The sequence below is a fragment of the Pseudomonas sp. BN102 genome (genome assembly GCF_029871245.1).
Taxonomy (GTDB): domain Bacteria; phylum Pseudomonadota; class Gammaproteobacteria; order Pseudomonadales; family Pseudomonadaceae; genus Metapseudomonas.
The window spans coordinates 1-24639 of the sequence record NZ_SSON01000052.1 but is presented as its reverse complement, the minus strand read 5'-3'; the positions used below and the strand labels follow the sequence as shown (position 1 = coordinate 24639).

Genomic DNA, 24639 nt, shown 5'->3' with positions numbered 1-24639 from the left:
AACGCAGATGATGCTGAACAACAAGGTGGCCGTCGTTACCGGCGGCGGGCGTGGAATCGGTCGCGGAATCACCGAAAAACTCCTGGAAGCCGGCGCGCGGGTGCTGGTCGCGCAGCGCCAGGCACTGGATGAAAGCCTGGATGCCAACCCGCAGGTGGCCTGGGTTGAGGCCGATCTGGCCGAGCGCGATGCGCCCTATGCCATCGCACGGGCAGTCGAGGAGCGCTTCGGCGGAGCCGATCTACTGGTCAACAACGCCGGCTTCATGTTCGAACGCTCGCTCGAAGAGATGAGCGAGGACGACTGGGACCGGATGATGGCCGTCAACCTGCGCGCCCCGGTCTATCTGGCCAAGGCCCTGCTGCCGCAGTTGCGCGAGCGTGGCGGCAGTATCGTCAACATCGGCTCGATCGAAGGCATAGGCGCCAACCCCTGGCATACCGCCTACTGCGGCTCCAAGGCCGGCGTCCACGGTTTCACCCGTGCGTTGGCCGTCGATCTGGGGCGCGACGGCATCCGCTGTAATGCCATCGCCCCGGGGTGGATCAACTCGGACCTGAGCCACGCCTATATCGACGCTCAGCCCGATCCTGTGCAGGCCCGCGCCGGCCTGCTCAAGCTGCATCCCGTCGGGCGTACCGGTGAGCCGCAGGACATTGGCAACGTCGTCGTCTTTCTGGCGAGTGAGGCTGCGGCCTTCATCACCGGCCAGGTGATCGTCGTCGACGGCGGTCGGACTGCCAAGCTGCCGTTACCGTTCTGAGTCTGCGTTGCTTCGGGCGATTCTTTCCGAATCTCCAGACTGCTTGCCGAGCCTCCTCCGCATTGCCGGCATTGCGGAGGAGGCTGCCTGTTCAGGGCTGCCTTGGGCCTGCGTTGACCAAAATCCGCGCCGGCATCTTCTGACCGGCCGCGGGCGCGACGTCGCTTCGGGAAATGGAAGCGGCGATTGCGGCACTGTCCGGAAGTCCCAACTGTGAGAAGCTGCTTGCGCTGGTACCGGCGTACGGACCGACATCTGAGTATCAGCAAGGGGATTGTCGATTCGTACCCTGAGTGCCCGTGAGTCGAGACATGAGAGCGTCCTTCGAGAGCGTGTTGAAGAGCAAGAACCTGGCGCATCTGGACAAGGCCCGCCGCGCAGGTCTGACGAACCCGGTTCGACGTGTGTCCTTCATCCTCCGCGAACATTTCTCGATGATGGCCTTCACCGGGGCGGTGGATGCCCTGGTCACGGCCAACCTCATGAGCTCTTCACCGGTGTTCGAAGTTCAAGTGGTGGGAGAGGACAGCAACCTGGTCGAGAGTGACCTGGGAATTTCCATTTCCACGGACTGCACCCTGGCCGAGCTGGAAGAGAAGCGCCAGGACATTATCGTTGTCTGTGGCGGTTTCCGCGTTCACCTCGAAGGTGAGGCCCTGTTGCGGGCGAAGCTGCGATCAGCCGATGCGGCTGGGGCAGTGCTAGGGGGACTCTGGAATGGCGCCTATTTTCTTGCCGAGGCCGGATTGCTGGATGGTCATGACTGCGCCTTTCATCCAGATGGTCGGGCGATGATGGCGGAACTCTTTCCCAAGGTCAGGGTGACAAGTCATTCCCAGGTGCTCGACCGCAAGCGAATCAGCTGCGCGGGTGCAAACAGCTCCTTGGGCATGATGCTGGAAGTGGTGCGCCACAGTGCCGGCCAGGAGCTGGTGAGTGCGGTGGAGGAGGTTCTCAGCTGCGACAAGATGCGCGACGTTGTCGACGTATCCGTCGTCTCGATCGATTTCGATCCCACCTTGCCGCAGACCCTCAAGCTCGCTTTGGAGCTGATGCACAGCAACATTGAAGATCCCATCGAGATCGAAGAGATCGCGCGATATGTCGGCATCTCCAGGCGACACCTGGAACGCCTCTTCCGACGTCATGTGAATGCAACGCCTCCGCGCTACTACCTCGAATTGCGGCTCACTCGTGCCCGCCAACTGTTGCAGCAGACCAACAAGTCATTGATCGAGATCGCCGTAGCGAGTGGGTTCGTCACCCTTCCGCATTTCCAGCGTTGCTTCCGAGCGATGTTCGATATGGCCCCTGGGCAGTTCCGCAAGCGTAACCATTTCAAGGTCTGAAGCGCCTCGCTCGCACCGTTCAATTGAACGTGGGAAGCCACGTCCTTAGGGCATGGTCATGAGTAACCGGCCCTGCCTGGTACGACTCAAGTGGCTTGGATAGAGCGACGTAAACGGCAGGTAGGGAGGGAGGCCGTGCGCGCGGCTGGGAGTTCGAATAGCCCGCATCCATGGCAAGTCCTGATGTTCGGTCGTTGACACTTGGGCTGACAGTACTAGCCTTAATTGTGTGGGAAAATTTCCCACGTAAATACGCTAACTGGCCCAGAGGGATCGTGCGGAAACCGCAGTTGCTCATTGATGCTGCAGATATATGGCCGCGCCGGTTGGCTGGCCGCTCCAGTGGGCGGCTGGGAACTCACTGGTCATTTCGTTCGATACGGAGATGACTACGCAACTCCAAGCGGAGGTGCATCATGCTGCTCAAGAAATGTTTGTTGGCTCTGGCCATTGGCGGAGTCCTGTCTGCATCGACTGTTCTGGTGCCCGATTACGTCAGTAGTTTCTCCAGCGTGTATGCCAAAGATGGCGGTGACGGTGGTGGTGGCGGAGGCGGCCACGGTGGCGGCGGTAGCGGAGGGGGAGGCGGTGGTCACGGTGGCGGCCACGGTGGTGGCAACGGCGGTGGCGGTGGTCACGGCGGTGATGGCGGAGGCGGCCACGGTGGTGACGGCGGTGGCGGTCACGGTGGTGACGGCGGTGGCGGTCACGGTGGCGGCCATGGGGGAGATGGGCATGGAGGTGATGGTGATGGTCATGGCGGCGGTCATGGTGAAGCGGGCCATGACGGTGACGGTCATGACGGTGACGGTCATGGAGGCCCGGGACGCGGCGACGCCGACCATGATGGTATGGCTGGGAACAGAGGCCCAGGCGATGCCCATGACAACGACGCCGACAACGATGCCGCAGATGCGGCCAGAGACGCTGCCAAAGCTGACGCGGATGCAGCCAGAGATGCTGCCAGGGACGCTGCGGATGCAGCCAGGGACGCTGCCCGGGCTGAAGCTGATGCAGCCAGGGACGCTGCCAAGGCGGCTGGCGTAGAGGGCGCGGATGCAGCCAGAGATGCTGCCAGGGCAGCGGCGGATGCCGCCAGGGATGCTGCCAAAGCCGAGGCGGATGCAGCCAGGGATGCTGCCAGAGCTGAGGCAGATGCGGCCAGGGACGCTGCCAAAGATGAGGCAGATGCAGCCCGGGACGCTGCCAAGGATGCTGACGATGATGCCGCAGATGCAGCCAGAGAGGCTGCTGAAGATGCTGCAGATGCAGCCAGGGAAGCTGCTGAAGACGCCGAGGATGCAGCCCGAGAAGCTGCCGAGGACGCCCCTGACGCCCCTGACGCCCCTGACGCGCCCGATGCACCGGATGTCGACGTGGTCGAGGTGCAGAACTAGGCCAGCGAGTTCGGCGATGAACGCGCAGGCATTTCAGTAGAAGACGTCCCGGGAGCTTGAGGGGCGGATCAGCTAGGAGTCGCAAGCCCTGAAGAGTCGCGGGGCCTGCGGCTCCCTTTGCTAATCCTGTCGCACGGCCCACGTACCTCGTCTGTGCACGGAAATGGAGGTCCGGGTTTGGGGCTTTCACCCGCTTGACCTGGCGTTCCATCACCGCTCCGTGCCTGCTCCAGACTGAGAATCAGCGCGCCCTGGCCCGTGCGTGGAATTTTTCCTTCGGCCTCTCAATATCGTGATCGCGCCATGACATCCGGGAGAGGCTGGATATGTTGCGCATCGTGCAGTGCCGGCAAGCCGTGGACCAACGTCGCCGACTATGAATAGGGCGTTTTGGATGCTTCGGGTGGAACCGGCTGCGGACGTTTCGCCAGGATGATCTTGCGGGCCGTATCAACAAAGGGGGTGACGATCAGGCTGTAGATCGTCAGGTACCGGTCGTGATCTCGTTCTCGGGTACCGAATCGAATGCTCTCGGGCTTCGCGGTGGTGACATAGAGCGTACCGAACATCCAGTCCCAGAGTGACAGGTTGGTACCGAAGTTCTTGTTGAAGTGCCGGGGCGCGTCACTGTGGTGAATCTGGTGCTGGGCCGGGCTGTTCAGCACATGCTCGATTACAGGACCGAACGAAAGCCATACATGGCTGTGACGCAGGTTTGCCGCCAATCCATTGAAGATGAACACCAGATAGGTCACGCCGAACAGGGTATAGCGGCTGATTTCCCCACCACAGGCATACCAGAAGACACCTGCGTAGAAGCCGAGGCAAACGGCGGTGGTCAGTTTCTCGACGATCTTTTCCACGAAGTGAACCCGGCTCGCCGTCGCCGGCACCAGGACAGGCGCGGAATGATGGACTTTGTGAAACGCCCATAGCCATCGGGAATGAAAGGCTCGATGAGCCCAGTAATGCACGAAGTCTTTCACCAGAAACACCCCCAGCCCGTAGACCAGCGAGAGTGAGAGGTTCTCACCTGGTTGCGGGCGCGCGCCCCACAGGTTGGTGAAAAAGGCGATGTAATCCCCGGAACGCAGGATGAAAGGATCGACCAGGCCGACGATGGGCAGAACCAGGGTGATTTTCAGGATGGCCCGCACGAAGTAGTACCGGTAGTCCAGCAACGCCGAGCGATGGAAATTGACCCGGTTGCCGCCGATGAACTGCCAGAACGAAAGTGCGTCGGTCAGGCCACGATGTTTCCTGAATCGAAACAAGCAGTAAGCGACTGTGTAGGAGACGAAGAGAAACAGCACGCCAAGGCGACCGTTCAGATCGAAAATGCCTGAGAACTGCCTGGTGACCGGATCGATCACCAAATCGGTCAGGTGGCTGTAGATAAGCGGGAGAACGTCCACGGCGAGCGAGTCTTCGTCAAAGGACAGTGGAGTTGGCCGGTTGCCTGCCAGCCGCCGGGTACTGAATCGACCCGAAAGGCACGCATCGGCCCTGTTTCGGTTCGAACCTGGAGTTGGCGCTGCGCTCCTGGGGGAATGAGGTCCACTGAGCCGTATGCGGAGGCGTACAAATCGCAGTCGAAGACGGTGTGCCGATGCAGCGCCATGTCCCACGTCGGCCAGGTTCAGTAATAGGCACGATATTATTTGCCAATGATTCTTACTGTCAAAAAAAGAAACGGATACAGCAGGCCCCTTCGACAGGATGTCGATAGGCGGTTTCCACCAGCATGAACACCCGAGGAATTCGAGGTCCCGTCCTATTCTTTGGACCGAGTGGGGGGCTTGGCCTGTCCCTGGCGAGGTGGGCACGGGACCGAAGCATAGGAGCAAAAGACGCAGCAATGCTCCTGCTGGATGAACTGTTCGAACGAGCTGCCGCTGAACTGGAAGCCAATGGCCTTGCGAGAGAGAGCATCAGGCTCCCGAAGCCTACCCCTGAGCGGATTTGTCTTGCGGGGGAGTTTCTGGTGGAGGTTCCCGTCACTTGATCCTTACGTCTCATCAAGTGCCGATGGAACCATTAGAAGCCCCTCGTGCCGGGTTTCTTCGTCACGGAAGGTTTCCTCCCTGTCCGGGCAGCCTCGGGGTAATGCGATTCTCCGGCGGCACCGGGAATGGGAAGCCGAGTACGGCGAACGCGGCTCTGCGCACTGCAATGGCAGGTGCGATCGGTCGGTGGTGGCGCGACTTCCACGGCGTCTTCGCCGGGGCCTGTGTTTCAAGTCGCCCACATCTGCCACGAGTCTGATATTCGGTCGTTGACACTCGGGCTGGCAGAACTAGCCTCAAATTGTGGGAAAAATTCCCACGCATAGATTCTGACTGGCCTGCAAGGATAGTGCGGCAACCGCAGTTGCCTTTTCATGCTGCAAATAGAGAGCTTTCCCGCTCGGTACTGTTCTTGAGGAATGCCTTGAATGCAATTACCCACTTTGCCTCCGTCTCTATTACCGGCGCTGAAACACGTCATGCGCCCATTGGTGAGGCTGATGCTCAAGAAGGGGGTCACCTATTCCAGCTTTGCCGATCTGCTCAAGGAGGTATTCGTTGATGTCGCCGAGCGCGAGTTTCGCCTCGACGACAAGCCGCCGACCGACAGCAGGATCAGCCTGCTGACGGGGGTGCACCGCAAGGACGTCAGACGCTTGCGGGCCATGGCGGCGGGGCGGGCGGCCGTCCTGCCCGAGGATATTTCGTTTGGGGCGCACCTGGTCAGTGTCTGGCTGAACAACTCGCCGTTCTGCGCGGAGCCCGGCCGGCCGCTGCCCCTGGCTCGCCTGGCCAGCGTTGGTGGCGAGTGCTCGTTCGATGGGCTGGTGGCCCAGGTCAGCAAGGATATCCGTGCCCGCGTCGTGCTGGACGAGTGGCTGCGTCTGGGCATTGTGCGAACGGACGATCAGGACCAGATCCACCTGGAGACGATGGCGTTCATTCCGCAACGGGGGTTTGACGAGAAGGCAGCCTATTTCCGGCACAACCTTCACGACCATGCCTGCGCCGCGGTGCACAACCTGACCGAAGACGGGACGCCTTTCTTCGAACGCAGTGTCCACTACGACAGCTTGTCGGCCGCCGCTGTCGACCAATTGCGCGAAGCCGTCAAGGTAGACGGCATGCAGGTGCTGATCGGCTTCAACCAGTTGGCAGCCGAGTTGGAGGAACGAGACATTCCGCCTCCCGATGCCAGGCAGCGCATCACCATCGGCCTTTATTTCTACACTGAATCCAATCCGCCAGAAGTACCCGACGACTCGACAACGGCCAGTTCGTCATGAGCACTGCCACGCGCTTGTTGTGTGCCTTCGCTTTCCTTTGCGGCCCGTTGCTGCTGGCTTCTCCCACGCTGAGCGCCGCACCGGTTTGCCTTGAGCCGGGCGGCATGGGAGGAACGGGCGCCGTTGCGACTGGCGGTATCGGCGGTACGGGCGCACCAGCCGATAACGGCGGCATAGGTGGCACCGGCGCACCAGCCAACAACGGTGGAATGGGCGGTACCGGTGCACCTGCCGATGAAGGTGGAATCGGTGGTACGGGCATTGTGGGAACCATTACCGGGTTCGGCTCCATCTGCGTGAACGGCGTGGAAGTGCACTTCGATGACAAGGCTTCGCTGACTGAGAACGGCGTACCCGCCAGCAGCAACCAATTGGCCATTGGCCAAGTCGTGGCGGTAGAAGCGAGAAAATCGCCACGCGGCCTCGAGGCGCGGAGCATCGCGATCCTCCATGCCTATGAAGGTCCGATCACCGATGTGGCAACGGGCGCTGCTCCGATGCGAGTGATGGGACAGCCCGTTCGCGTTGCCGCACGGGCCCGTGTGGCGGAAGGTCTGCGCATCGGTGAGCCGGTACGGGTCAGTGGATTGCGCAATGCCCTGGGCGAAGTGGTCGCCAGCCGGATCGAGCGGGCACCGAAGCTGGCTCAGGTCAGCGCCATTGGTGCGATCGAGCGACCCGGTAACCTGCAAGGTCTGGCCCTCAGCAAGCCGTTGGCGCCTAGCGGCGAGGTCCTGGTGCGCGGCACCTGGAATGGCAGGCAACTGAACGTCGTCCAGACGCGGAGCGATCCTGGCATTCCCTTCGCCGGACGGGTGCGTAACGCGCTGGTGGAAGGCCTGGTGCGCGGACAGAAGGGCAATCGCATCGAGTTCGGCGGATTCACGGCCCATGTGGACAGCGATACGTCCTATCTCGACGGGCAGATTGCCGATCTTGCAGTCGACAAGCGCATCCGGGTGTCCGGCGTGTTTGAGAAGGGGCGTGAAATCCGGGCCGTGCGCATCGAATTCTCCCGGGAGCAGCCCGCGGCCTCCATCCGCGAGGGTTCCGGCCACCAGGGCTCGTCTACGGAAGATACCGAGGAACACGAGAATAGCGGTTCCGGTCGGGATGGCATCGAGTCTGAGACCCGCGAGCGCAGCAGCGATGGCGAGACGCGGGAGAGAATCGAACGGAGCGACGATGGCGAGACCCGGGAGCGAATCGAGCGCAGAGTGGAATCCCCTACCGGTGAACTGGAACGTCGTGAGCGGATAGAAATACGCGATTCCGGTGACCGCCTGGAAACCCGGGAGCGGATCGAAATTTTCGAGAACGGTGTGCGGGTCGAGCGGATCGAGAGAATCGAGCGAATCGAACGGCCGGACCCTATCGATAAACCGGAGCGGGTTGAACGCGTCGAGCGTGTCGAGAGGGTGGACAAGCCTGAACGCGTCGAACGACCAGAGCAGGTTGAGCGACCAGACCATGTTGAACGGGTGGAGCGGGTCGATAAGGTGGATCGGTCCGGGCAGCACTAGAGGCGTGATCCAGCGCTGTTGCAGGCGGGCATATGCCCAAGCGGGCAGCAGTTGGCCGGCTAAGCTAAGCAGGGTCAGCGTCCTGACGTGAACCGGGTAACCGGGCTCCCTGTAGTTTCCGCCAGGGCCAAGGCTTTGATCGTGGTGTGAACTTCGATGTCCGGATTGCAACGAGGTAAACATGAGAGCTGCTCGCCTGATCATGCCGGGCCTTCTGGCGTCCCTGGCCTTGCCGACCCTTGCCGATGCGCTCACGGTTTCTTCAGGGCTTGATTACTCACGGGGAAGATATGGGACACCGACGACCAGCGAGACCTGGTATGTCCCGGTGGTCGCCAAGTACGAAACCGGCCTCATGATCTACAAGTTGACCATCCCGTACCTGCGCATCACCAACCCCTCGGTGGGGCCGGATGGTGAACCATTGCCAGGGGATTGCGGCAGCGTTGAAAAGGGCCTGGGGGACACAGTAGCGAGCGCGAACTACGCGCTGTTGGACGGCAGTCGAGGTGATGGGCTGATCCTGGAGCTGATCGGCAAGGTCAAGCTACCGACGGCCGATGAAGACAACTGCCTCGGAACCGGCAAGACTGACTTCTCCGCCCAGTTCGACGTCACGCAGGCCTTCGGTGCCGTCAGCGGCTTCGCCACTTTGGGCTGGAAGAAGTTCGGCGATCCCTCGGAAACCAACCTCCACGATCCGATTTTTGCTTCGCTCGGCTTCGTGACTGGGCTAGCGCCCGGAACCTCCGCGGGCGCAGCCTATGACTGGCGACAGAAAGTGACCTCCGATGGCGATGAGATCCAGGAATTCACCCTGTTCCTGACACAAAGGCTCAGCCCGTCCTGGAGGGTCCAGCTGTATGCCCTCAAAGGATTTTCCGATGCCAGCCCCGACTCTGGCGGTGGCTTGATGCTCAGCCACTCGTTCTGAATCGCTTGCCTGTGGTCTAGCCAGGCCAGGTCCGTGATTCGTCTCCTTTCCCGGAGCGCGAGTCTTCTACTCCCCCGCAAAGCATGTCTTTCCTGGTCGAGCGGCTGAGTCCGCAGCCGAAAGCAGAGGTTCGGGACCGTCTGCCTTCGACCTGGACCACCATCCTCCTGGCCCGGTGGCTCCAGTCAATTCACCGGAATCAGCGGGGGCTTTTTCACATCCTTCAGTAGGAACACCAGGAACTTGGCGGGCTTCTCCTTGCTGGCGTTGCGCCCAACGGTGTGCACGTCTTCCGGACCTTCATGGAAGCTCTCTCCGGGCATCAGCGTGACCTCCTTGCCGCCGGCCACGCCCATGACGACGGAGCCCTCGAGTACGTAGATGAAACCATGCGCGTCATGACGATGAACCGGATCGGCGCCACCGGGCGGATACTCCACCGTGATCATCAGCACTTCCTTGCCGGGGTACTCGGGAAGCGGTTTGACCATCACGGTCTCGACGACCGGGGGCGGCGGGGTGGCAGGCTTGTCCTGGGCCATGGCGACCCCGGCGCACAACAGGGAAAGCAGGGCGAAGAGATGATGGATTTGCATGAGGCTCTCCTCATCTGGAGTTCCTGGGATACGTCTGATTGCGTCGAATGGGATGTCGAGGGCTGGCAGGCGGCGATCCGCAAATCGCGGTCACCACCTGTCGGCGGGGACACTTCATCGGTCTGCCCGTCAGCGCGGAGGGGCGGAGTTCTTGAGCCAGGTCTCGTAGTGGTTGGTTCCGATGAGCGGATTGGCGCCGGGGGTCAGCGACCGATCGTCGATCGGTGCGCCAAAGTAAGTGGCCTGGGCGTCCGAAATCACCGCCCGCGGGTCGCCGTTGTGCTGAAGGTAGGCTCTGACGAACGAGGCGATCGGCTGCCGGTCAGGTCCAGCCACCTCTACCGTCTGGTTGCTGGGTGGTTGCTCGGCGATTTTCGCCAGTGCCGCCGCGACGTCGGCCGAGGCGATCGGCTGCAGTGAGGCCGCGGGCAGGCGAACGGTATCGCCCTGGGTTCCGGAGTGGGCGATGGCGCCGATGAACTCGAAGAACTGCGTGGCCCGCAGGATGGAATAGGGAACTCCCGACTCCTTGATCAGCTTCTCCTGGGCCATCTTGGCCCGGAAGTAGCCACTTTCCAGCATCCGCTCAGTGCCTACGACGGAGAGGGCAACGTGATGCCTGATCCCGGCGGCCTTTTCCGCAGCGGAGAGGTTACGTCCGGATTTCTCGAAGAAGTCCAGCACGGCAGCATCCTCGAACGACGGTGAGTTCGCGACGTCGACGACGACATCGGCACCTTCAAGCGCCTTCTGCAGGCCTTCACCGGTGACAGCGTTGACTCCCGATTTCGGCGAGGCCGCGAGGACATCATGTCCCTGTTGGCGCAGGTTCGCGCAGAGCTGGGTTCCGACCAGGCCGGTTCCCCCAATGACTACGATCTTCATGAGTGTGCCTCCCTAGGGATGGACGCCGCGGAGGACATCGGGCGGCATGGGAGAAGCGCCCGACTGGCGTAGCAGGGCGCTCCCGGTTGCAGGGCGACTTTGAGTGTAGCCCCCTGACGCAAGCTGCAAGCTCTGGAAAAGCGCCAGTGCAGTGATCCCGTGGGCTCAGTCCACAGGCTGACGAACGTCTGTGTATGGAGGCGTCACCTGAAGCCCAGGAAGGAAAGGCGGAGAACCCGGGAACAGGTTCTCCGCCGCGGCTTCGACTCAGGCGGCCTCTGCGGCCTCGGTCGCGGTGTTGCGGCTGACGCGCAGGGCCACGATGGCGCCGACCACGGTCAGGCCGGCGAGGGAGTAGAGCGCGACATCGGTGGAACCGGTCTGGTCCTTGATCCAGCCGACGATGTAGGGGCTGAGAAAACCGGCCATCTGGCCAATCGAGTTGATCAGGGCCAGGCCTCCGGCCGCCACGCTGGCGCTGAGGAAGGCGGTGGGCAGCGGCCAGAACATTGGCAGGCCGGTGAGGGCGCCCATGGTGGCGATGGTCAGGCCGAGAATGGCGATGGCCGGGGTGCCGGCGAAGTTGGCGGCGATGATCAGCCCGCCGGCGCCCATCAGCATCGGCACCACCAGGTGCCAGCGCCGTTCGTTGTGCAGGTCCGCCGAGCGGCCGACCAGCACCATGAACACACCCGCCAGCAAGTAGGGGATGGCGCTGATCCAGCCGATCACCAGGGCGTCGCTGAAGCCTAGCCCCTTGATGATCGAGGGCAGCCAGAAGTTGATGGCGTAGACCCCGGCCTGGATGCAGAAGTAGATGAACCCCAGCACCCAGATGAAGGGCATGGTGAGAATGGCGCCGATGGAGGTTTTCTCTACTTGCGGCCGGGCGCGCTCATCGGCGGCAATGTCCGACGCGACCAGCTGGCGCTCCCGAGGCGACAGCCAGCGGGCATCGCCGACCTTGTCGCACAGCAGCATGAAGGCCAGAAGGCCAAGCACCACAGTCGGCAGCCCCTGGATCAGGAACATCCACTGCCAGGCGGCGAGGCCACCCTGGCCGACTGCGAAATGGTTGAGGATCCAGCCGGAGAAGGGGCCGCCCAGCAGGCCGGAGACGGGAATGGCGGACATGAACAGCGCCATGATCCGGCCACGGCGATGACTCGGATACCACTGCGAAAGGTAGAGCACGATGCCGGGGAAGAAGCCGGCCTCGGCGGCGCCGGTGAGCAGGCGCAGCGCATAGAACTGGGTCGGGGTGGTGACGAACAGCAGGCAAGTGGAGAGGGTGCCCCAGGCGATCATCATCACGCCGATCCAGCGCCGTGGGCCGAAGCGGCTCAGCGCCAGGTTGCTGGGCAGGCCGCAGAGTACATAGCCGATGAAGAAGATGCCGGCGCCGAGGCCGTAGACGGTCTCGCTGAATTTCAGCGCGTCGAGCATCTGCAGCTTGGCGAAGCCGACGTTGACGCGGTCCAGGTAGTTGAACAGGTAGCAGATGAAGATGAAGGGGATCAGATGCAGGGTGATGCGGCGGTAGACGCTGTTGCCGTCCAGTGCACCGGCTTCGTGGGTCGAGGGATTCATGTCGATCGGTTCCTCAGGACTTGTTGTTCTTATGGGGGTTCGCTGGGGCGACAGCTTGGTTGAAGCGAGTCGGCGTGGTCATCGGGTATTTGCACGCCTTTACCCGGCGAAAACTGTGCTTTTGCACAAAAAAGCCCCGGCGCCGTACAGCGCGCCGGGACGGATGGTCAGATGGCCTTGTGCAGGCCGCTTGCGTCATAGCGGGCAGCGGCGCCGAGCGCTTCCTCGATGCGGAGCAGGCGTCGGCCGATCTCGCCGTTGACGTTGGCCACCGCCTGCAGCACGCCCTTGCCCCCGTAGCGCGGCCCGTCATCACGGAATTCGAGGGCTTCCCGCGAGCCGGTGGAGGCTCCGGACGGCACGCTGGCGGTGCCCCGGCTGCCGTCCTCGAGCCTGACCACGGCTTCGACCGTGGGGTTGCCACGGGAGTCGAGGATTTCGCGGGCGGTAACCTGCTGGATCGCTGCGGTCCGGGTCATGGCGCTTCACCTTGTTCTGTTTGTTGGTGATTGGGGGGAGGGGCGAGCAGCTCCTGCTGCTCGGCGCGACTGGCGCGGACGTCGAAGTCCCGGGGCCACGCCGTGTGGGGTAGGGTTTCGTGCTCGTCGTGCGGGTGCATCGCTGGGCTCCGGATTCAGAGGATGGGTTGGCCGACCTGCAGCAGCTTCATGCCATTGGTGCCGCCGGAAGCGCTGTAGCTGTCGCCCTTGGTCAGCACCAGCCAGTCGCCGGCGCCGAGCAGGCCGCGCTCCACCAGGGCTTCCACGGCGGCGCGGCTGACTCCATTGGGCGCGTGGGCGGACGGGTCGAAGGGCACCGGATACACCCCGCGCAGGAGGCAGGTGCGGGCCTGGGTGGAAGCGTGGGGCGAGAGGGCGAAGATGGGCACGGCGGAGCGGATGCGTGACATCACCAGCGGCGTGTAGCCACTTTCAGTGAGGGCGATGATGGCTTTCACATCCTGGAAGTGGTTGGCGGCGTACATGGCTGCCAAGGCGATGCTCTCGTCGCAGCGAACGAAGCGGTTGCCCAGGCGGTGGCCGGACTTTTCGCTGATGGGGTGTTTCTCGGCACCGACGCAGATGCGCGCCATGGCCTCGACGGCCTCCACCGGGTAGCTGCCGGCCGCGCTTTCGGCCGAGAGCATCACGGCATCGGCGCAGTCCAGCACCGCGTTGGCGACATCCGACACCTCCGCGCGGGTCGGCATGGGGCTGCCGATCATGGATTCCATCATCTGGGTGGCGACTATCACCGCCTTGTCGTGCTGGCGCGCGTGAAGAATGATCTTCTTCTGGATGCCCACCAGCTCGGCGTCGCCGATCTCCACGCCAAGGTCGCCACGGGCGACCATCACGCCATCGCAGGCCTCGATCAGCCGATCCAGGGTTTCGTCGCAGGCCACGGCTTCGGCACGCTCGATCTTGGCGATCAGCCAGGCGTCGCTGCCGGCCTCGTCGCGTAGCCTCCGGGCGTACTCCATGTCGGCGGCGTCGCGGGGGAAGGATACCGCCAGGTAGTCGAGGCCCATGGCGGCGGCGAGGCGGATGTCGGCTTTGTCCTTGTCGGTCAGCGCGGGAGCGGTCAGGCCGCCGCCGCGGCGGTTGATGCCCTTGTGGTCGGACAGCGGCCCGCCCACCAGCACGCGGCAATGCAGGGCGTCGGCGGATTTCGCCTCCACCAGCATTACCACGCGGCCATCGTCCAGCAGCAGCTCGTCGCCCACCTGGCAGTCGCCTACCAGTTCGGGGTAGTCGATGCCCACCACCTCCTGGTTGCCTTCCGCCAGCGGGTGGCTGACCGACAGGCTGAAGCGGTCGCCCACGGTCAGCTGGATGCGTTTGCCGCTGAATTTGGCAATGCGGATCTTCGGCCCCTGCAGATCGCCCAGCAGGGCGACATGGCGGCCATGGCGGGCGGCGGTCTCGCGAATCAGCTGCGCACGGGTGATGTGCTCTTCCGGCGAGCCGTGGGAGAAGTTGAGCCGGGCGACATCCATCCCGGCGAGGATCATCCGCTCTATCACTTCCGGGCTGCTGCTGGCGGGGCCAATGGTGGCGACGATCTTGGTTCGGCGTTTGCGCATGACGACTTCCTGTTGGCGGTCGGGGTGGTGGGTCCCCAGGGAGTCTATGGCGCAGGCATGGTGGATCATTTGGGCGGAATGACAACGCTCCGGAAGACTTGTTGTATGTTTGAACAAGTCCGTCACCTGGATCCGCCCGCATGTTCGAACTCACCCACCAGCTCGCCCAGGACATCGTCGACCGCACGATGGCGATCCTGCCGTACAACGTGAACGTCATGGACAGCCAGGGGCTGATCCTCGGCAGCGGCGAGAAGAATCGCATCAACACCCGCCACGAAGGCGCCCAACTGGTGCTGGCCAACCGGCGCATCGTCGAGATCGACGAGCAGGCCGCGCGCAACCTCAAGGGGGTGCTGCCGGGCATCAATCTGCCGCTGATGCACGACGACGAACTGATCGGCGTGCTCGGCATCTCGGGCGAGCCCCAGACCCTGCGTACCTACGCCGAACTTGTGCGAATGACCGCCGAGATGCTGGTGGACCAGAGCCACATGCAGGCCGAGCGGCAGTGGCGCAAGCAACGCAGCGACGACCTGCTGGCGGTGTTGCTCGGGGAGACCGGCGGCTCCCAGCGGCTGATCGACGAAGCCCAGCAGCTGGGCCTGAAGCCCAATCTGGGACGCACGCCCTACCTGATCGACATAGGCGAAGGCCCCTCCGCGGCGACCCTGGCCGAGTGGCTGGGTGCGCGCTATGCGGACAGCTGGTGCATCATGCCGTCGTCCCACACCGTGCTCTGGTGCTGCCCGTCGAACCCGGGTATCGACCCGCTGCGCCTCATCGAACGGCTGAAGAACCATGGCTGGAAGGTGGCGCGTATCGCCTCGGGGGTGCCCGCCGACGATGTCCACGGCTTGCGCCGGGGCTGCCACCGGGTCGCCGAGTTGCTGGCCTACGGGCAAGCGGTGAAGCCGGACCGCCAGCACCTTTCCTTGGCCCGCTGCCGCCTGCATACCTTGCTCTGGACCCACCGCGAGGAAGATGCGATCGGCGAACTCCTGGCGCCGCTCCTGGAGATCCAGTCCCGCGACAGCAACGGCCAGCTGATGCGCACGCTGCGCAGCTGGTGCGAGCATGACGGCCAGCCCCAGGCCTGCGCCGACGCCCTGGGCATCCACCGCAACAGCCTGCGTTACCGCATGGAGCGGATCGCCGAGCTGAGCGGCAAGGACGTGACCCGGCTGAACGACCTCGTGGAGCTCTATCTCGGCGTGCAGCTGCTGGCCGTCGATGCCGACTTCTGAGCTTTGTCAGGTTGCACAGTGCCTGCGATGGCGCCTTGTTCATTTGAACAAGGCGACGCGCTGGGTGGCATGACAGCATGGAGCCTCGCCGGAGTTGGAGTGATCCATGAAAATCGTCATAGCCCCCGATTCGTTCAAGGACAGCCTGAGCGCTGCCGAAGTGGCCCGCGCCATCGAACTGGGCCTGCAAGAAGTGTTTCCCGAAGCCGAGCTGGTCAAGTGCCCGATGGCCGATGGTGGAGAAGGTACGGTCGATGCCATCCTCGCGGCGCTGGCCGGCGAGCGTCGCAGCAGCCGGGTCAGCGGGCCGATGGGCGAGCCCGTGGAAGCACGCTGGGGCTGGCTGCCGGAATCCCGCACGGCGATCATTGAAATGGCCGAAGCCAGTGGCCTGCAACTGGTCGCCCTGGATCGCCGCGATGCCTGCGTCAGCTCCACCCAGGGCACGGGCGAGCTGATCCGAGAGGCACTGGAGCTTGGCGTGCGTAAAGTCATACTCACCGTCGGTGGCAGTGCGACCAACGATGGCGGCGCCGGCATGCTGAAGGCTCTCGGTGCACGCTTCCTCGATGCGGCCGGTGCGGAGCTGCCACCCGGCGGCCTGCCGCTGGCCGGCCTGGCACGGATCGATATCGACGGCCTGGACCCGCGTCTGGCGGATGTGCAATTCGAGCTCGCCGCCGACGTCGACAACCCGCTCTGCGGGCCCCATGGGGCGTCCAATACCTTCGGCCGGCAGAAGGGCGCCAGCGAAGAACAGGTGCTGCTGCTGGACGCGGCCCTCGGCCATTTCGCCAACCTGTGCCAGGCCTTGCTGGGCGAAGACCACCGAGACTTCCCCGGCAGTGGCGCGGCGGGTGGCATCGGCTTCGCGGCGCGGGCCTTCCTCAAGGCCGGCTTCCGCCCCGGTATCGAAATGGTGGCGGAGCTGACCGGGCTCGCGCGCCATACGCAGGGTGCGGACCTGGTGATCACCGGGGAAGGGCGCTTCGATGCCCAGACCCTGCGCGGCAAGACGCCCCTGGGTGTCGCCCGCATCGCCCGGCAGCAACAGGTGCCGGTGATCGTCCTGGCCGGCACCCTCGGCGAGGGTTATGCGGACATCTACGAGCAGGGCATAGAGGCCGCTTTCTCTCTGGCCTCCGGCCCCATGACGCTGGACCAGGCCTGCCGCCAGGCGCCGACCCTGCTGCGTGAGCGCGCCCGCGATATCGCGCGGGTGCTCAGGCTGGCCGGGCGAAAATAACCGCGCAACTGGAGGGGCGATTTCAATCGCCAAGCAGGCCGCAGGTCTGCCCTGCGAATTCCCGTGGGGCAACTGCGTTGCCCTTGGCGAATGAATTCGCCCCTACACGACAGGCTTGACCAATTCCCGAGCAGCGTCGCATCAGCCCGCCCGGCTGCTCATCAACCGCCGGTACTGCCGCGCGCGGTGCAGGGTCTTCCATTGCTCCTGCAGCAGTGCCCGCAGTGGCGAGGCATTCGGGTCGGGCTGGTTGCCGTGTGCCAGGCGGAGCATCTGGAACTTCACCAGGGACATGTAGGCCAGCGCGGCCAGGGCCTTGCGCTTCCAGCGGATCGGCGGCAGCTCGGCGCTGGCGTGGGCCTGGCCCGCTTGCCAGAGGCCCGGCAGCGTCGGGTCGACCGCCAGGGCAGTGGCGATGCCGGCCATGGCCACGCCGCTGGCTAGCACCTGTTCCACCACCGGCAGACGGCGGATGCCGCCGGTGACCATCACAGGCATGGGCGCGATGGCGGCGATCTCCCGGGCGAACTCGAGGAAGTAGGCCTCGCGGGCCAGGGTGCGGCCATCACGGGCATCGCCCTGCATGGCGGGCGCCTCGTAGCTGCCGCCGGAAAGCTCCACCAGGTCCACCGAAAGTTCGCTGAGCCAGAGCACGACCTGGCGCGCGTCGCTCGGCTCGAACCCGCCGCGCTGAAAGTCCGCCGAGTTCAGCTTCACCGCCACGCAGAGGCCTGGCGACACCTGGGCGCGCACCGCCTTCACCACTTCCAGCAGCAGGCGCGCGCGGTTCTCCAGGGAGCCACCCCAACGGTCCTCGCGGCGGTTGCTCAGGGGCGAGAGGAACTGGCTCAGCAGGTAGCCGTGGGCGGCATGCACCTGCACCCCGCTGAAGCCGGCCTGTTCGGCCAGCGCCGCGGTGCGGGCGAAGCGTTGGATCAGGGCGGCGATCTCCGCCTCGTCCAGCGCCTTGGGTACCGGGAACATCTTCGACAGCCCGCCCATGTCCAGCGCAATGGCGGAAGGGGCCACGGTGGACTGGCCGAGGTTGGCCTGCATCTGCCGGCCGGGGTGGTTGATCTGCATCCAGAACTGCGCCCCCTGCGCCCGGCCGATGCGCGCCCACTCGCGGAAGCGCTCAAGCCGCTGTCCTTCCTCCAGCACGACGCCGCCGGGGCCGGTCATGGCGCGGGCATCCACCATCACGTTGCCGGTCAGCAGCAGCCCGGAGCCACCTTCGGCCCAGGCCCGGTAGAGGCGCAGCAGTTGGTCCGATGGGGTCTGGTCTTGATTGGCGAGGTTCTCTTCCATCGCCGCCTTGGCGATGCGGTTGGGAATGACGGCGCCATTGGGCAATTGCAGGGGTTGGAAGGGCGACATGAGGCTCTCCGGAGGCTGGGTGCCGTGCGTCGGTTTGTGGCTGACCGGGCGACGGCGGGGCTGTGTCGCGACAAAGCCTAAGGTTAAAGTCAGCTTCAAGGTCAATAGGGGAGCCCCAATTAAATGAAGATCGGCGAACTTGCCCGGCGCAGCGGCCTGACCGCCTCGCGCATCCGCTTCTACGAAGCCAGCGGCCTGATCAGCGCCCAGCGCCTGGGCAATGGCTATCGCGACTATCCCGAGCAGACGCTGCACGCCCTGGAGATCATCGCCTGTGGCCAACAGGCCGGGTTCAGCCTGGAGGAGATGCGCAACCTCATGCCCGATCCGGCCCGGCGTACCGACAACCACGATCTGCTGCTGGAAAGCCTCCAGCGCAAGGTCACCGAGATCGACGCCATGCAGCAGCGCTTGGCACAGAGTCGCGCGCGTCTGCTGGAAATCATCGGCGGTATCGAAGGTAAACCCGAAGGCATGGGTTGCGAGGAAAACGCCCAGCGGATGTTGGCCGGGTGGCGGGAGCAGGGAGGGAAGGGCGCCACCCGAAAAGACTCCAGGCTCTGATCGGGGCCTCGATACATCACCCCGGCACCTGGCTCGTCGTAAGGATCGCGGGATCGGCCGTCGCACGCGACGCTCAACCGCTGGTGCGCGGCGCACCCTACCAGCTGGCGCCGGCGCACTTGCGGTCGCGAATGGTCAGGCTGTCACTTCGCCGCCGGCGCATCGAGAAATCCGCCGATCATCGGCGCCAGCCAACCGGTGCGCGCCGTTACCTGCATGTGATCGGTGCCGGGGAGCACGGCGAGCTGTGCGTGCGGAAGGAGCCGAAACATCTCTACCGCATGTTCGGGGCGGATGACGTCGGCATCGCCGACTACCACGAGGGTCGGCGCGGTGATGCTTTTGATCGCATCGGCCGGGATGTCCTTGAAGTCGCGCACGCGCCGGGCCGCCTTGTCATGCATCATCCGCAGGTTCTTGGGCTGGGGCGCGACCTTGAGATACGCCTGCTGCAGTTCCTGTGGCATGTTCTCCAGTTTGGCGTTGTCCATCGCGTCCCAGAGCCATGGATAAGCGCCAGCGCGGTTGACGAGGGCCGACGCCAGCACCAGCTTGCGTACGACATTCGGATGCCGGATAGCCACCTGCAATGCGATGGTGCCGCCGTTGCTGAACCCGAAGAGATCCGCTTTCTCGATGTGCAGATACTCCAGCAGCGCCGCCGTGTCGTCCGCGGACTGCTCGAAGCTGAACGGCCGGTCGGCGATATCCGCCGTGTGTCCATAGCCCTGCTGCTCGAAGGCGATGACCTGGCGCCCATCCGCCAGCACCGGCAAGATCTGGCCGAACGACGTCTGGATGGTATCGCCGCCGCCATGCAGCAGTACGAGCGGCGGTTGTGTGGGGTTGGCGACGCCGTGAATCTCGAAATAGAGGCGCAGGCCGTTGACGGGGGCGTAGCCAGTCCGGGCAGCTTGGTCGTTCCGATTCATGTCTGGTTCCTCAGAGGTTTGTGCTGCCGTTTGCAGGACGATGCCCGATGTGAGGAGCAAAGCCGCTGTGGCCAACGGCAGAAGTAGTGCGACGACGCGCTTGTTCATGATTCGAGTGAAATGTGCCATGAGACCCTCAGGGTAGCGGGGCGACGCCTCTGCTCGATGCTGGCGGGCACGATCTGCGCCCCATTCACATCGTCGAACGAGGTGGCATGAAATCGACAGTACCGGTGGCTGAATTGGCCCACGCCTTATTCAAGCTGAAGTTCAGACGGTGGCCGCCCGTAAGCGACACGCTTCGCATGACATTCCGCACGTCCGAAAAGCCGCTCCAATCGCGTCGTCCTGGGTCTGAGTGGTGTGGCGAGTGGATATCCGCGGGATGGTGATTATTCTTCACAGGGACCTTGCAGCGATGCGAGGCCAGCTTGTTTCCATGCTTCGCGCAATCCGCAATCCGCAATCCGATGACATCAGCCCCAGGGCCTGGGTGCGGCAACGGTAGTGGGGTACTCCGGCCTACAACAAGACGGAGAAGACTCATGGCGGCAATCGACGAAACATCCACGGGCAGCGCGCCCAACCGCGGGATAACCAGGGAGGAGCGCAAGGTCATCTTCGCTTCGTCCCTGGGCACCGTGTTCGAGTGGTCGGCGACCAGGTGTTCCAGAGCTTCGAGGGCACCGGCATGCCGGCCGCCGACTTCAAGGCCCAGAACGAGGCCTTCACCGCCACCCTCGGTGCCGCCCTCAAGGACGCCGGTTACCCCGCGAAGGCCGACCCGTCCAAGACCAACTACCCGATGGTGCTGTTGCTCCTGACCATCCTGGTGATCTACGTGACCATGGTCTACGGCCCGATCGCCGCCTGGCTGGTGGAGCTCTTTCCGACGCACATCCGCTACACCTCGATGTCGCTCCCTTACCACATCGGCAATGGCTGGTTCGGCGGCTTCCTGCCCACGGTGGCGTTCGCCATGGTGGCGGCCACGGGGGATATCTACTACGGGCTGTGGTACCCCATCGTCATCGCCGTGATGACGGCCATTCTTGGCACCTTCTTCCTGCCGGAAACCAAGGATCGGGAAATCCATAACATATAAGGTTGGCACTTGCCTTCTCCCGTGCGGGAGAGGGCAATCCACCGTCTGCTGACTGGCACTGAAGTACATCGCCATCCAGTCTGAAGCGGTCGTGAAGGAATGATGAATGCGTCCTTTCATCCAAAAGGAGGCCGCCGAAGCTTCGCGAGTCATCGCGGATGGGGAAGGTGCTACGACGGCCAGGGACCCTTCTCCGCGGGGCCTTACTGAAATTCTAGTTCGCAGGATGGTCGTTGGTCATGGCAGCTTCCGCTGCAGGTGGGCGGATCGCGCCGTCCCGGTCGCGTGGCCATGGCAGTCAGCCCAATGCCCAACGGTTACGCAGCGTTGCAGGGTGGGCGGGGCGGCGATCCGCTTTAGCCCACGCTGATCTCCGATGGAGGGCTGAAGCCCACCCCACGGGCGCGTCTCCCGGTGCCAAGGGCGGATGGCACGAAGGGCCGCCCTCCGTGGGGCGGAAATTAGCGCGGGTGGCCTCCTCGTTCCGCCAGCGCATTGCCTATGTCACTTCACCTTGACGACATCATCCGGTTTCCAGGTCTGATCGTAGAAAGCATCTTCCGCGCCATACAGGCGCAAGGCGACCAGGAAGTTTCGACCCGGAATGGTCTGAATGAAGGCGGCGTCAGCCACATCCGTGGGCTTGTCCGGGCCGAACCAGATCTCGATGGAGCCGTCCGGCTGCTTGGGAATGTCGTAGTAGCCGTTGGTGGAGGGCAACAGCTGCTTGGTTTCCGGCATGGTGCCATCGGTGATGTTGTAGGCGCTTACCGCCCAGAACAATGCGGCTGGAGCGTTCGGTGGCAAGCGCAGCTTGTAGGTGTGGCTGCCCTCGAGGAATTTGCCGTCGGCGTCACGTGCGGTGAAGGGATACTTCGATCCCGCTCCGGTGGTGTGCATCACCATGGCCGGCGCAGATGAGTAGGCGAACTGGAAGAAGTTGGCGCGCTGGTTCACGTCCAGGTAGCTGTCCTGCATCCATTCGGCCGTGCCGCCGGCCCAGGCGTTCTCGTACTGGCGATCCGGGTAGTAGAGATGGCGGCCGTCCTCTCGACCCAGCTGGCGATTTGCCAGAATCATCTTCGGCGCCGTTTCCACGGCCTTTTTCAGCAGTTCCTGCTGCCGGTCGGTGGGCTGGAACGGTTGCCCCTTGATGATGCCGATGGACGCCAGCACGCCGCGCAGCTCCGGATCGATTGCCTCCACGGGCTCGTAGTCGACGAACATCTTCAGCTTCGTCCAGTACTCGTTGTCCGTTGGGTACATCATGTTCAGCGGCTTGCCGCTGGCGTCAGGGAATTCCATCGGTTTGGCGTCCTTCTCGGTCGCCCACAGCGGGTACACGCGCGTGCTTTCCGCCGCCTTCACCGCTGGCGCCGGGTCTGGCTTGCCTCCGCCCTTGGCCATGATCGTGCGGAAGAACAGGAACACGTTGTAGGTAGGCGACTTGAACGCAAAGTAGCTGGCGGGTACGGGGCCGTTGTAGTCCGGCGGCAACAACAGGTAGAGCCCGCCCCGCGCGCGGTCGGGCCCGATGGCGCCAACGTCGGTGATGGTGCGCTGGAAGAAGTCGGTGAACATGCCGATCACGTTCGGCGGCGCCTTCACCACTAACGGGCCGGTTTTCTTCAGGTCCAGGTAGCTCATGGCGTAGATCACGTCGGCGTCCGGCGAGGGCACCATGGTTCGCGAATCCATGCGCTGTTTCCAGATCGGCAGGACGTTGTAGCCGGCGCTGAACTCCCTCTCCGATCCGTCGCGCATGCCGATGACGTTCAGCGCCGGCAGCATGGTCATATAGGCATGGATGGCACGCTGGTAGTACAGCTCATCGCGCAGGCTCTCGGCTTCTTTCGGGTCTAGCCAGTTGCCGTTGTTGATCTGATTGATCAGCGGTGAGGCCGGAGCCTGGTCTGCTGCATGGGCAACAGACACGAACGCCATCGCGGCAGCCAGCGCCGATACGGCGAACGTCCTTTGCATTGAAACCATCTGGTTTCTCCTGATTGGACGCAGCGGCGCACTGATGGCCAAGCCCAGGACGCCAGCGGACAGCAGTTTCAGCGAGTGAGGCATCGTCGACATCATCGCGTGTGAGTCGCGCTCGGGAGACGAACCTGCGAACTGCCGTGAGCATCTGGCCGAAGCTCACGCTCAACATTCCTCGCTGCAGGACGGTAGGTAGTCTAGATCGTGGCAAGCACACAACAAGATGTGGAGGGGGCGGTATCCATCGATTGAATCCACAGCCGAAAGTGGACATTCGGCTCTGCGCAAGAACTGGCCGGAAGAATACAAACCAGCCAGCCTGATTCCTGTACCGATCAGACGCTGACCACGACCTTGCCGATCTGCTGGTTGGCTTCGAGGAAGCGGTGCGCCTCCTGGATGTCGTCCAGGACGAAGGTCCTGGCAATGATCGGGCGCAGCGCTCCCGACTCCAGCCCCTGCAGGATGAACGTCTTGGCCCGCGACAGGGCGGCCGGGTCGGAGACGATTTCCGAGTACAGGTAGCCTTTAAGTGTCAGGCTCTTGCCCAGTACGGTGAACAGCGGGAACGGCGTCGGCTCCGGGCTCAGCGCCCCGTATTCCAGCAGGATGCCACCACGGGCCATACTTTGCGTGAGGGGTTCAAAGGACGGTCCACCTACAGGGTCGAACACCACGCGGGCGCCTTGCCCGCCAGTCAGCGCCATGACACGCTCGACGATATCCTCCTCATCACTGACGATCACGTGAGCGGCGCCGGCGTCCAGAAGTGCCTGCTGCTTGGCCCGGGTGCGGGTAATCGCGATAGCTGTGGCGCCGACCATGCGTGCCATCTGGAAAGCGGCCAGACCTACACTACTCGACGCGGCGGTGACCAGTACGAAGTCGCCCTGCCGGAGCTCGGCCTGCTCGATCAGTGCGCCCCAGGCGGTGACGTACTGCATCCTTCTTGCGTTCACAGCGAGAGCGGAGGTACTCCGGCGTCTTCGCGATGCACCGCGCCACGTCGCGGGCGGCTTCATGGATGCTACGGACGATCTTGCGGTTCGGCGTTTTGGGACAGCACTTCGCTTTCAGTGGGCAGGTGGCGCAGTCGGCTTGGCTGGAGCGGTAGATGATGGTGTTGGCCTTGGTCACCCGCGATCTTGGTTGGGTGAAGGCGCGCCATTCACTGCGTAGCGGTTTGCCGGCTGGGCAGCGGTATTCGTTGGCCTCCTGATTCCAGTGGAAGTCGTTACTGGAGAGGCTGTCGTCCTTGCGCTCGGTCTTGTCCCACACCGGCACATGCGGCTCGATGTCCTTCTCCTCGACCATCCAGGCCAGCATTGGAGCTGTGCCATAGGCGGTATCGCCGATGAGGCGTTCTGGCGTGAGGTCGAACTGCGCTTCGACGCGCTCCACCATCGTTTTGGTCGACTCGACCTCGGCAGTCCGATGCGCCGGGGTGGCTTCCACATCCAGGATCACGCCGTGCTCGGTGTCGATCAAGTAGTTGGTAGCGTAGGCAAAGAAGGCCGGGCCACCTGGCGCGGCGGTCCACCGTGCCTGCGGATCGGTGAGCGAAATCTTCTTGGGCAGGGCTTCGGCCAGCGCTTCCTCATCGAGGGCTTCGAGGTACTCGCGCACGGCGCGGGTGCTGAGCGCCGGATCGCGCCAGTCGACCTCATCGCCCGCCACCCCACGTTGCCGGCTGGCATCCGCCTTGATGATGCTGGCGTCGACGGCGAAGCCTTCACCCTTGACCAGGCCGGCCGCCATGCAGCG

18 protein-coding genes and 4 pseudogenes are annotated in these 24639 nt (G+C 63.7%); 10 read left to right on the top strand and 12 right to left on the bottom strand.

Translation table 11 applies throughout. The features are described from left to right. Nucleotides 1–7 precede the first annotated feature (7 nt). The gene (locus E8F12_RS10535; protein ID WP_280325181.1) at nucleotides 8–763 is read left to right on the top strand and encodes an SDR family oxidoreductase; all 756 of its coding nucleotides are present in this window, start codon (nucleotides 8–10) and stop codon (nucleotides 761–763) included. Nucleotides 764–1074: 311 nt separating this feature from the next. Next, nucleotides 1075–2112, top strand: coding sequence for a GlxA family transcriptional regulator (locus E8F12_RS10530; RefSeq protein ID WP_280325180.1), 1038 nt, complete (start codon nucleotides 1075–1077; stop codon nucleotides 2110–2112). Nucleotides 2113–2501: 389 nt separating this feature from the next. Here the strand turns inward: E8F12_RS10530 and E8F12_RS10525 are convergent, their stop codons facing one another. After that, nucleotides 2502–2870 (bottom strand): hypothetical protein, encoded by a 369-nt coding sequence (locus E8F12_RS10525; RefSeq protein ID WP_280325179.1) that lies wholly within the window; start codon nucleotides 2868–2870, stop codon nucleotides 2502–2504. On the opposite strand from E8F12_RS10525, the gene E8F12_RS10520 reads away from it, so the two are divergent. Then, nucleotides 2848–3159 (top strand): hypothetical protein, encoded by a 312-nt coding sequence (locus E8F12_RS10520; RefSeq protein WP_280325178.1) that lies wholly within the window; start codon nucleotides 2848–2850, stop codon nucleotides 3157–3159. The two genes, E8F12_RS10525 and E8F12_RS10520, sit on opposite strands and share 23 nt — an antisense overlap. A gap of 724 nt (nucleotides 3160–3883) precedes the next feature. On the opposite strand, the gene E8F12_RS10515 is transcribed toward E8F12_RS10520, so the two are convergent. Continuing rightward, nucleotides 3884–4924 carry a sterol desaturase family protein gene (locus E8F12_RS10515; protein WP_280325176.1) on the bottom strand — a complete coding sequence of 347 codons (1041 nt, stop codon included), beginning with the start codon at nucleotides 4922–4924 and terminating at the stop codon, nucleotides 3884–3886. A 1019-nt stretch (nucleotides 4925–5943) separates the two neighbouring features. Between E8F12_RS10515 and E8F12_RS10510 the strand changes: the two genes are divergently transcribed. The 3 genes from E8F12_RS10510 (at nucleotide 5944) to E8F12_RS10500 (ending at nucleotide 9258) form a co-directional block, all read left to right on the top strand. Beyond that, entirely contained in the window at nucleotides 5944–6801 is an 858-nt protein-coding gene (locus E8F12_RS10510) for a DUF6502 family protein (protein ID WP_280325175.1), read from the top strand. Beyond that, nucleotides 6798–8324: a DUF5666 domain-containing protein gene (locus E8F12_RS10505; RefSeq protein ID WP_280325174.1), complete on the top strand. Its 1527-nt coding sequence runs from the start codon at nucleotides 6798–6800 to the stop codon at nucleotides 8322–8324. Before E8F12_RS10510 ends, E8F12_RS10505 begins: the two co-directional genes overlap by 4 nt. 181 nt (nucleotides 8325–8505) lie before the next feature. Then, the gene (locus E8F12_RS10500) at nucleotides 8506–9258 is read left to right on the top strand and encodes a hypothetical protein (protein ID WP_280325173.1); all 753 of its coding nucleotides are present in this window, start codon (nucleotides 8506–8508) and stop codon (nucleotides 9256–9258) included. Nucleotides 9259–9443: 185 nt separating this feature from the next. On the opposite strand, the gene E8F12_RS10495 is transcribed toward E8F12_RS10500, so the two are convergent. The 5 genes and pseudogenes from E8F12_RS10495 to pyk form a co-directional block, all read right to left on the bottom strand. Beyond that, nucleotides 9444–9854 (bottom strand): cupin domain-containing protein, encoded by a 411-nt coding sequence (locus E8F12_RS10495; protein ID WP_280325172.1) that lies wholly within the window; start codon nucleotides 9852–9854, stop codon nucleotides 9444–9446. 129 nt (nucleotides 9855–9983) lie between these two features. Continuing rightward, the gene (locus E8F12_RS10490) at nucleotides 9984–10739 is read right to left on the bottom strand and encodes an SDR family oxidoreductase (RefSeq protein WP_280325171.1); all 756 of its coding nucleotides are present in this window, start codon (nucleotides 10737–10739) and stop codon (nucleotides 9984–9986) included. Nucleotides 10740–11006: 267 nt separating this feature from the next. Further along, nucleotides 11007–12329 carry an MFS transporter gene (locus E8F12_RS10485; RefSeq protein WP_280325170.1) on the bottom strand — a complete coding sequence of 441 codons (1323 nt, stop codon included), beginning with the start codon at nucleotides 12327–12329 and terminating at the stop codon, nucleotides 11007–11009. A gap of 233 nt (nucleotides 12330–12562) precedes the next feature. Then, nucleotides 12563–12808, bottom strand: a pseudogene (gene eno, locus E8F12_RS10480) (phosphopyruvate hydratase); the annotation flags it as partial. A gap of 155 nt (nucleotides 12809–12963) precedes the next feature. After that, complete coding sequence (gene pyk / locus E8F12_RS10475; protein WP_280325169.1) at nucleotides 12964–14415, bottom strand: pyruvate kinase; 1452 nt, start codon at nucleotides 14413–14415, stop codon at nucleotides 12964–12966. Nucleotides 14416–14555: 140 nt separating this feature from the next. On the opposite strand from pyk, the gene E8F12_RS10470 reads away from it, so the two are divergent. After that, a complete protein-coding gene (locus E8F12_RS10470) occupies nucleotides 14556–15662 on the top strand; it encodes a sugar diacid recognition domain-containing protein (protein WP_280325168.1) in 1107 nt (368 codons plus the stop codon). A gap of 106 nt (nucleotides 15663–15768) precedes the next feature. Continuing rightward, nucleotides 15769–16908 carry a glycerate kinase gene (locus E8F12_RS10465; RefSeq protein ID WP_280325167.1) on the top strand — a complete coding sequence of 380 codons (1140 nt, stop codon included), beginning with the start codon at nucleotides 15769–15771 and terminating at the stop codon, nucleotides 16906–16908. A gap of 141 nt (nucleotides 16909–17049) precedes the next feature. Here the strand turns inward: E8F12_RS10465 and E8F12_RS10460 are convergent, their stop codons facing one another. Then, the gene (locus E8F12_RS10460; protein WP_280325166.1) at nucleotides 17050–18285 is read right to left on the bottom strand and encodes an NADH:flavin oxidoreductase/NADH oxidase family protein; all 1236 of its coding nucleotides are present in this window, start codon (nucleotides 18283–18285) and stop codon (nucleotides 17050–17052) included. A gap of 123 nt (nucleotides 18286–18408) precedes the next feature. Here E8F12_RS10460 and E8F12_RS10455 point away from each other — a divergent pair, with 123 nt between their 5' ends. Beyond that, entirely contained in the window at nucleotides 18409–18849 is a 441-nt protein-coding gene (locus tag E8F12_RS10455) for a MerR family transcriptional regulator (protein ID WP_280325165.1), read from the top strand. A 143-nt stretch (nucleotides 18850–18992) separates the two neighbouring features. Here E8F12_RS10455 and E8F12_RS10450 read toward each other — a convergent pair whose 3' ends face one another. Continuing rightward, a complete protein-coding gene (locus E8F12_RS10450; RefSeq protein WP_280325164.1) occupies nucleotides 18993–19781 on the bottom strand; it encodes an alpha/beta hydrolase in 789 nt (262 codons plus the stop codon). A gap of 640 nt (nucleotides 19782–20421) precedes the next feature. Here E8F12_RS10450 and E8F12_RS10445 point away from each other — a divergent pair. Next, nucleotides 20422–20886, top strand: a pseudogene (locus tag E8F12_RS10445) (MFS transporter); the annotation flags it as partial. Between the two features lie 504 nt (nucleotides 20887–21390). Here E8F12_RS10445 and E8F12_RS10440 read toward each other — a convergent pair. From E8F12_RS10440 to E8F12_RS10430, 3 genes and pseudogenes are all read right to left on the bottom strand, one after another. Next, a complete protein-coding gene (locus E8F12_RS10440) occupies nucleotides 21391–22878 on the bottom strand; it encodes a DUF1254 domain-containing protein (protein ID WP_280325163.1) in 1488 nt (495 codons plus the stop codon). Between the two features lie 332 nt (nucleotides 22879–23210). Next, nucleotides 23211–23819, bottom strand: a pseudogene (locus E8F12_RS10435) (zinc-dependent alcohol dehydrogenase family protein); the annotation flags it as partial. A gap of 1 nt (nucleotide 23820) precedes the next feature. Then, a pseudogene (locus E8F12_RS10430) lies at nucleotides 23821–24639 on the bottom strand (transposase); the annotation flags it as partial.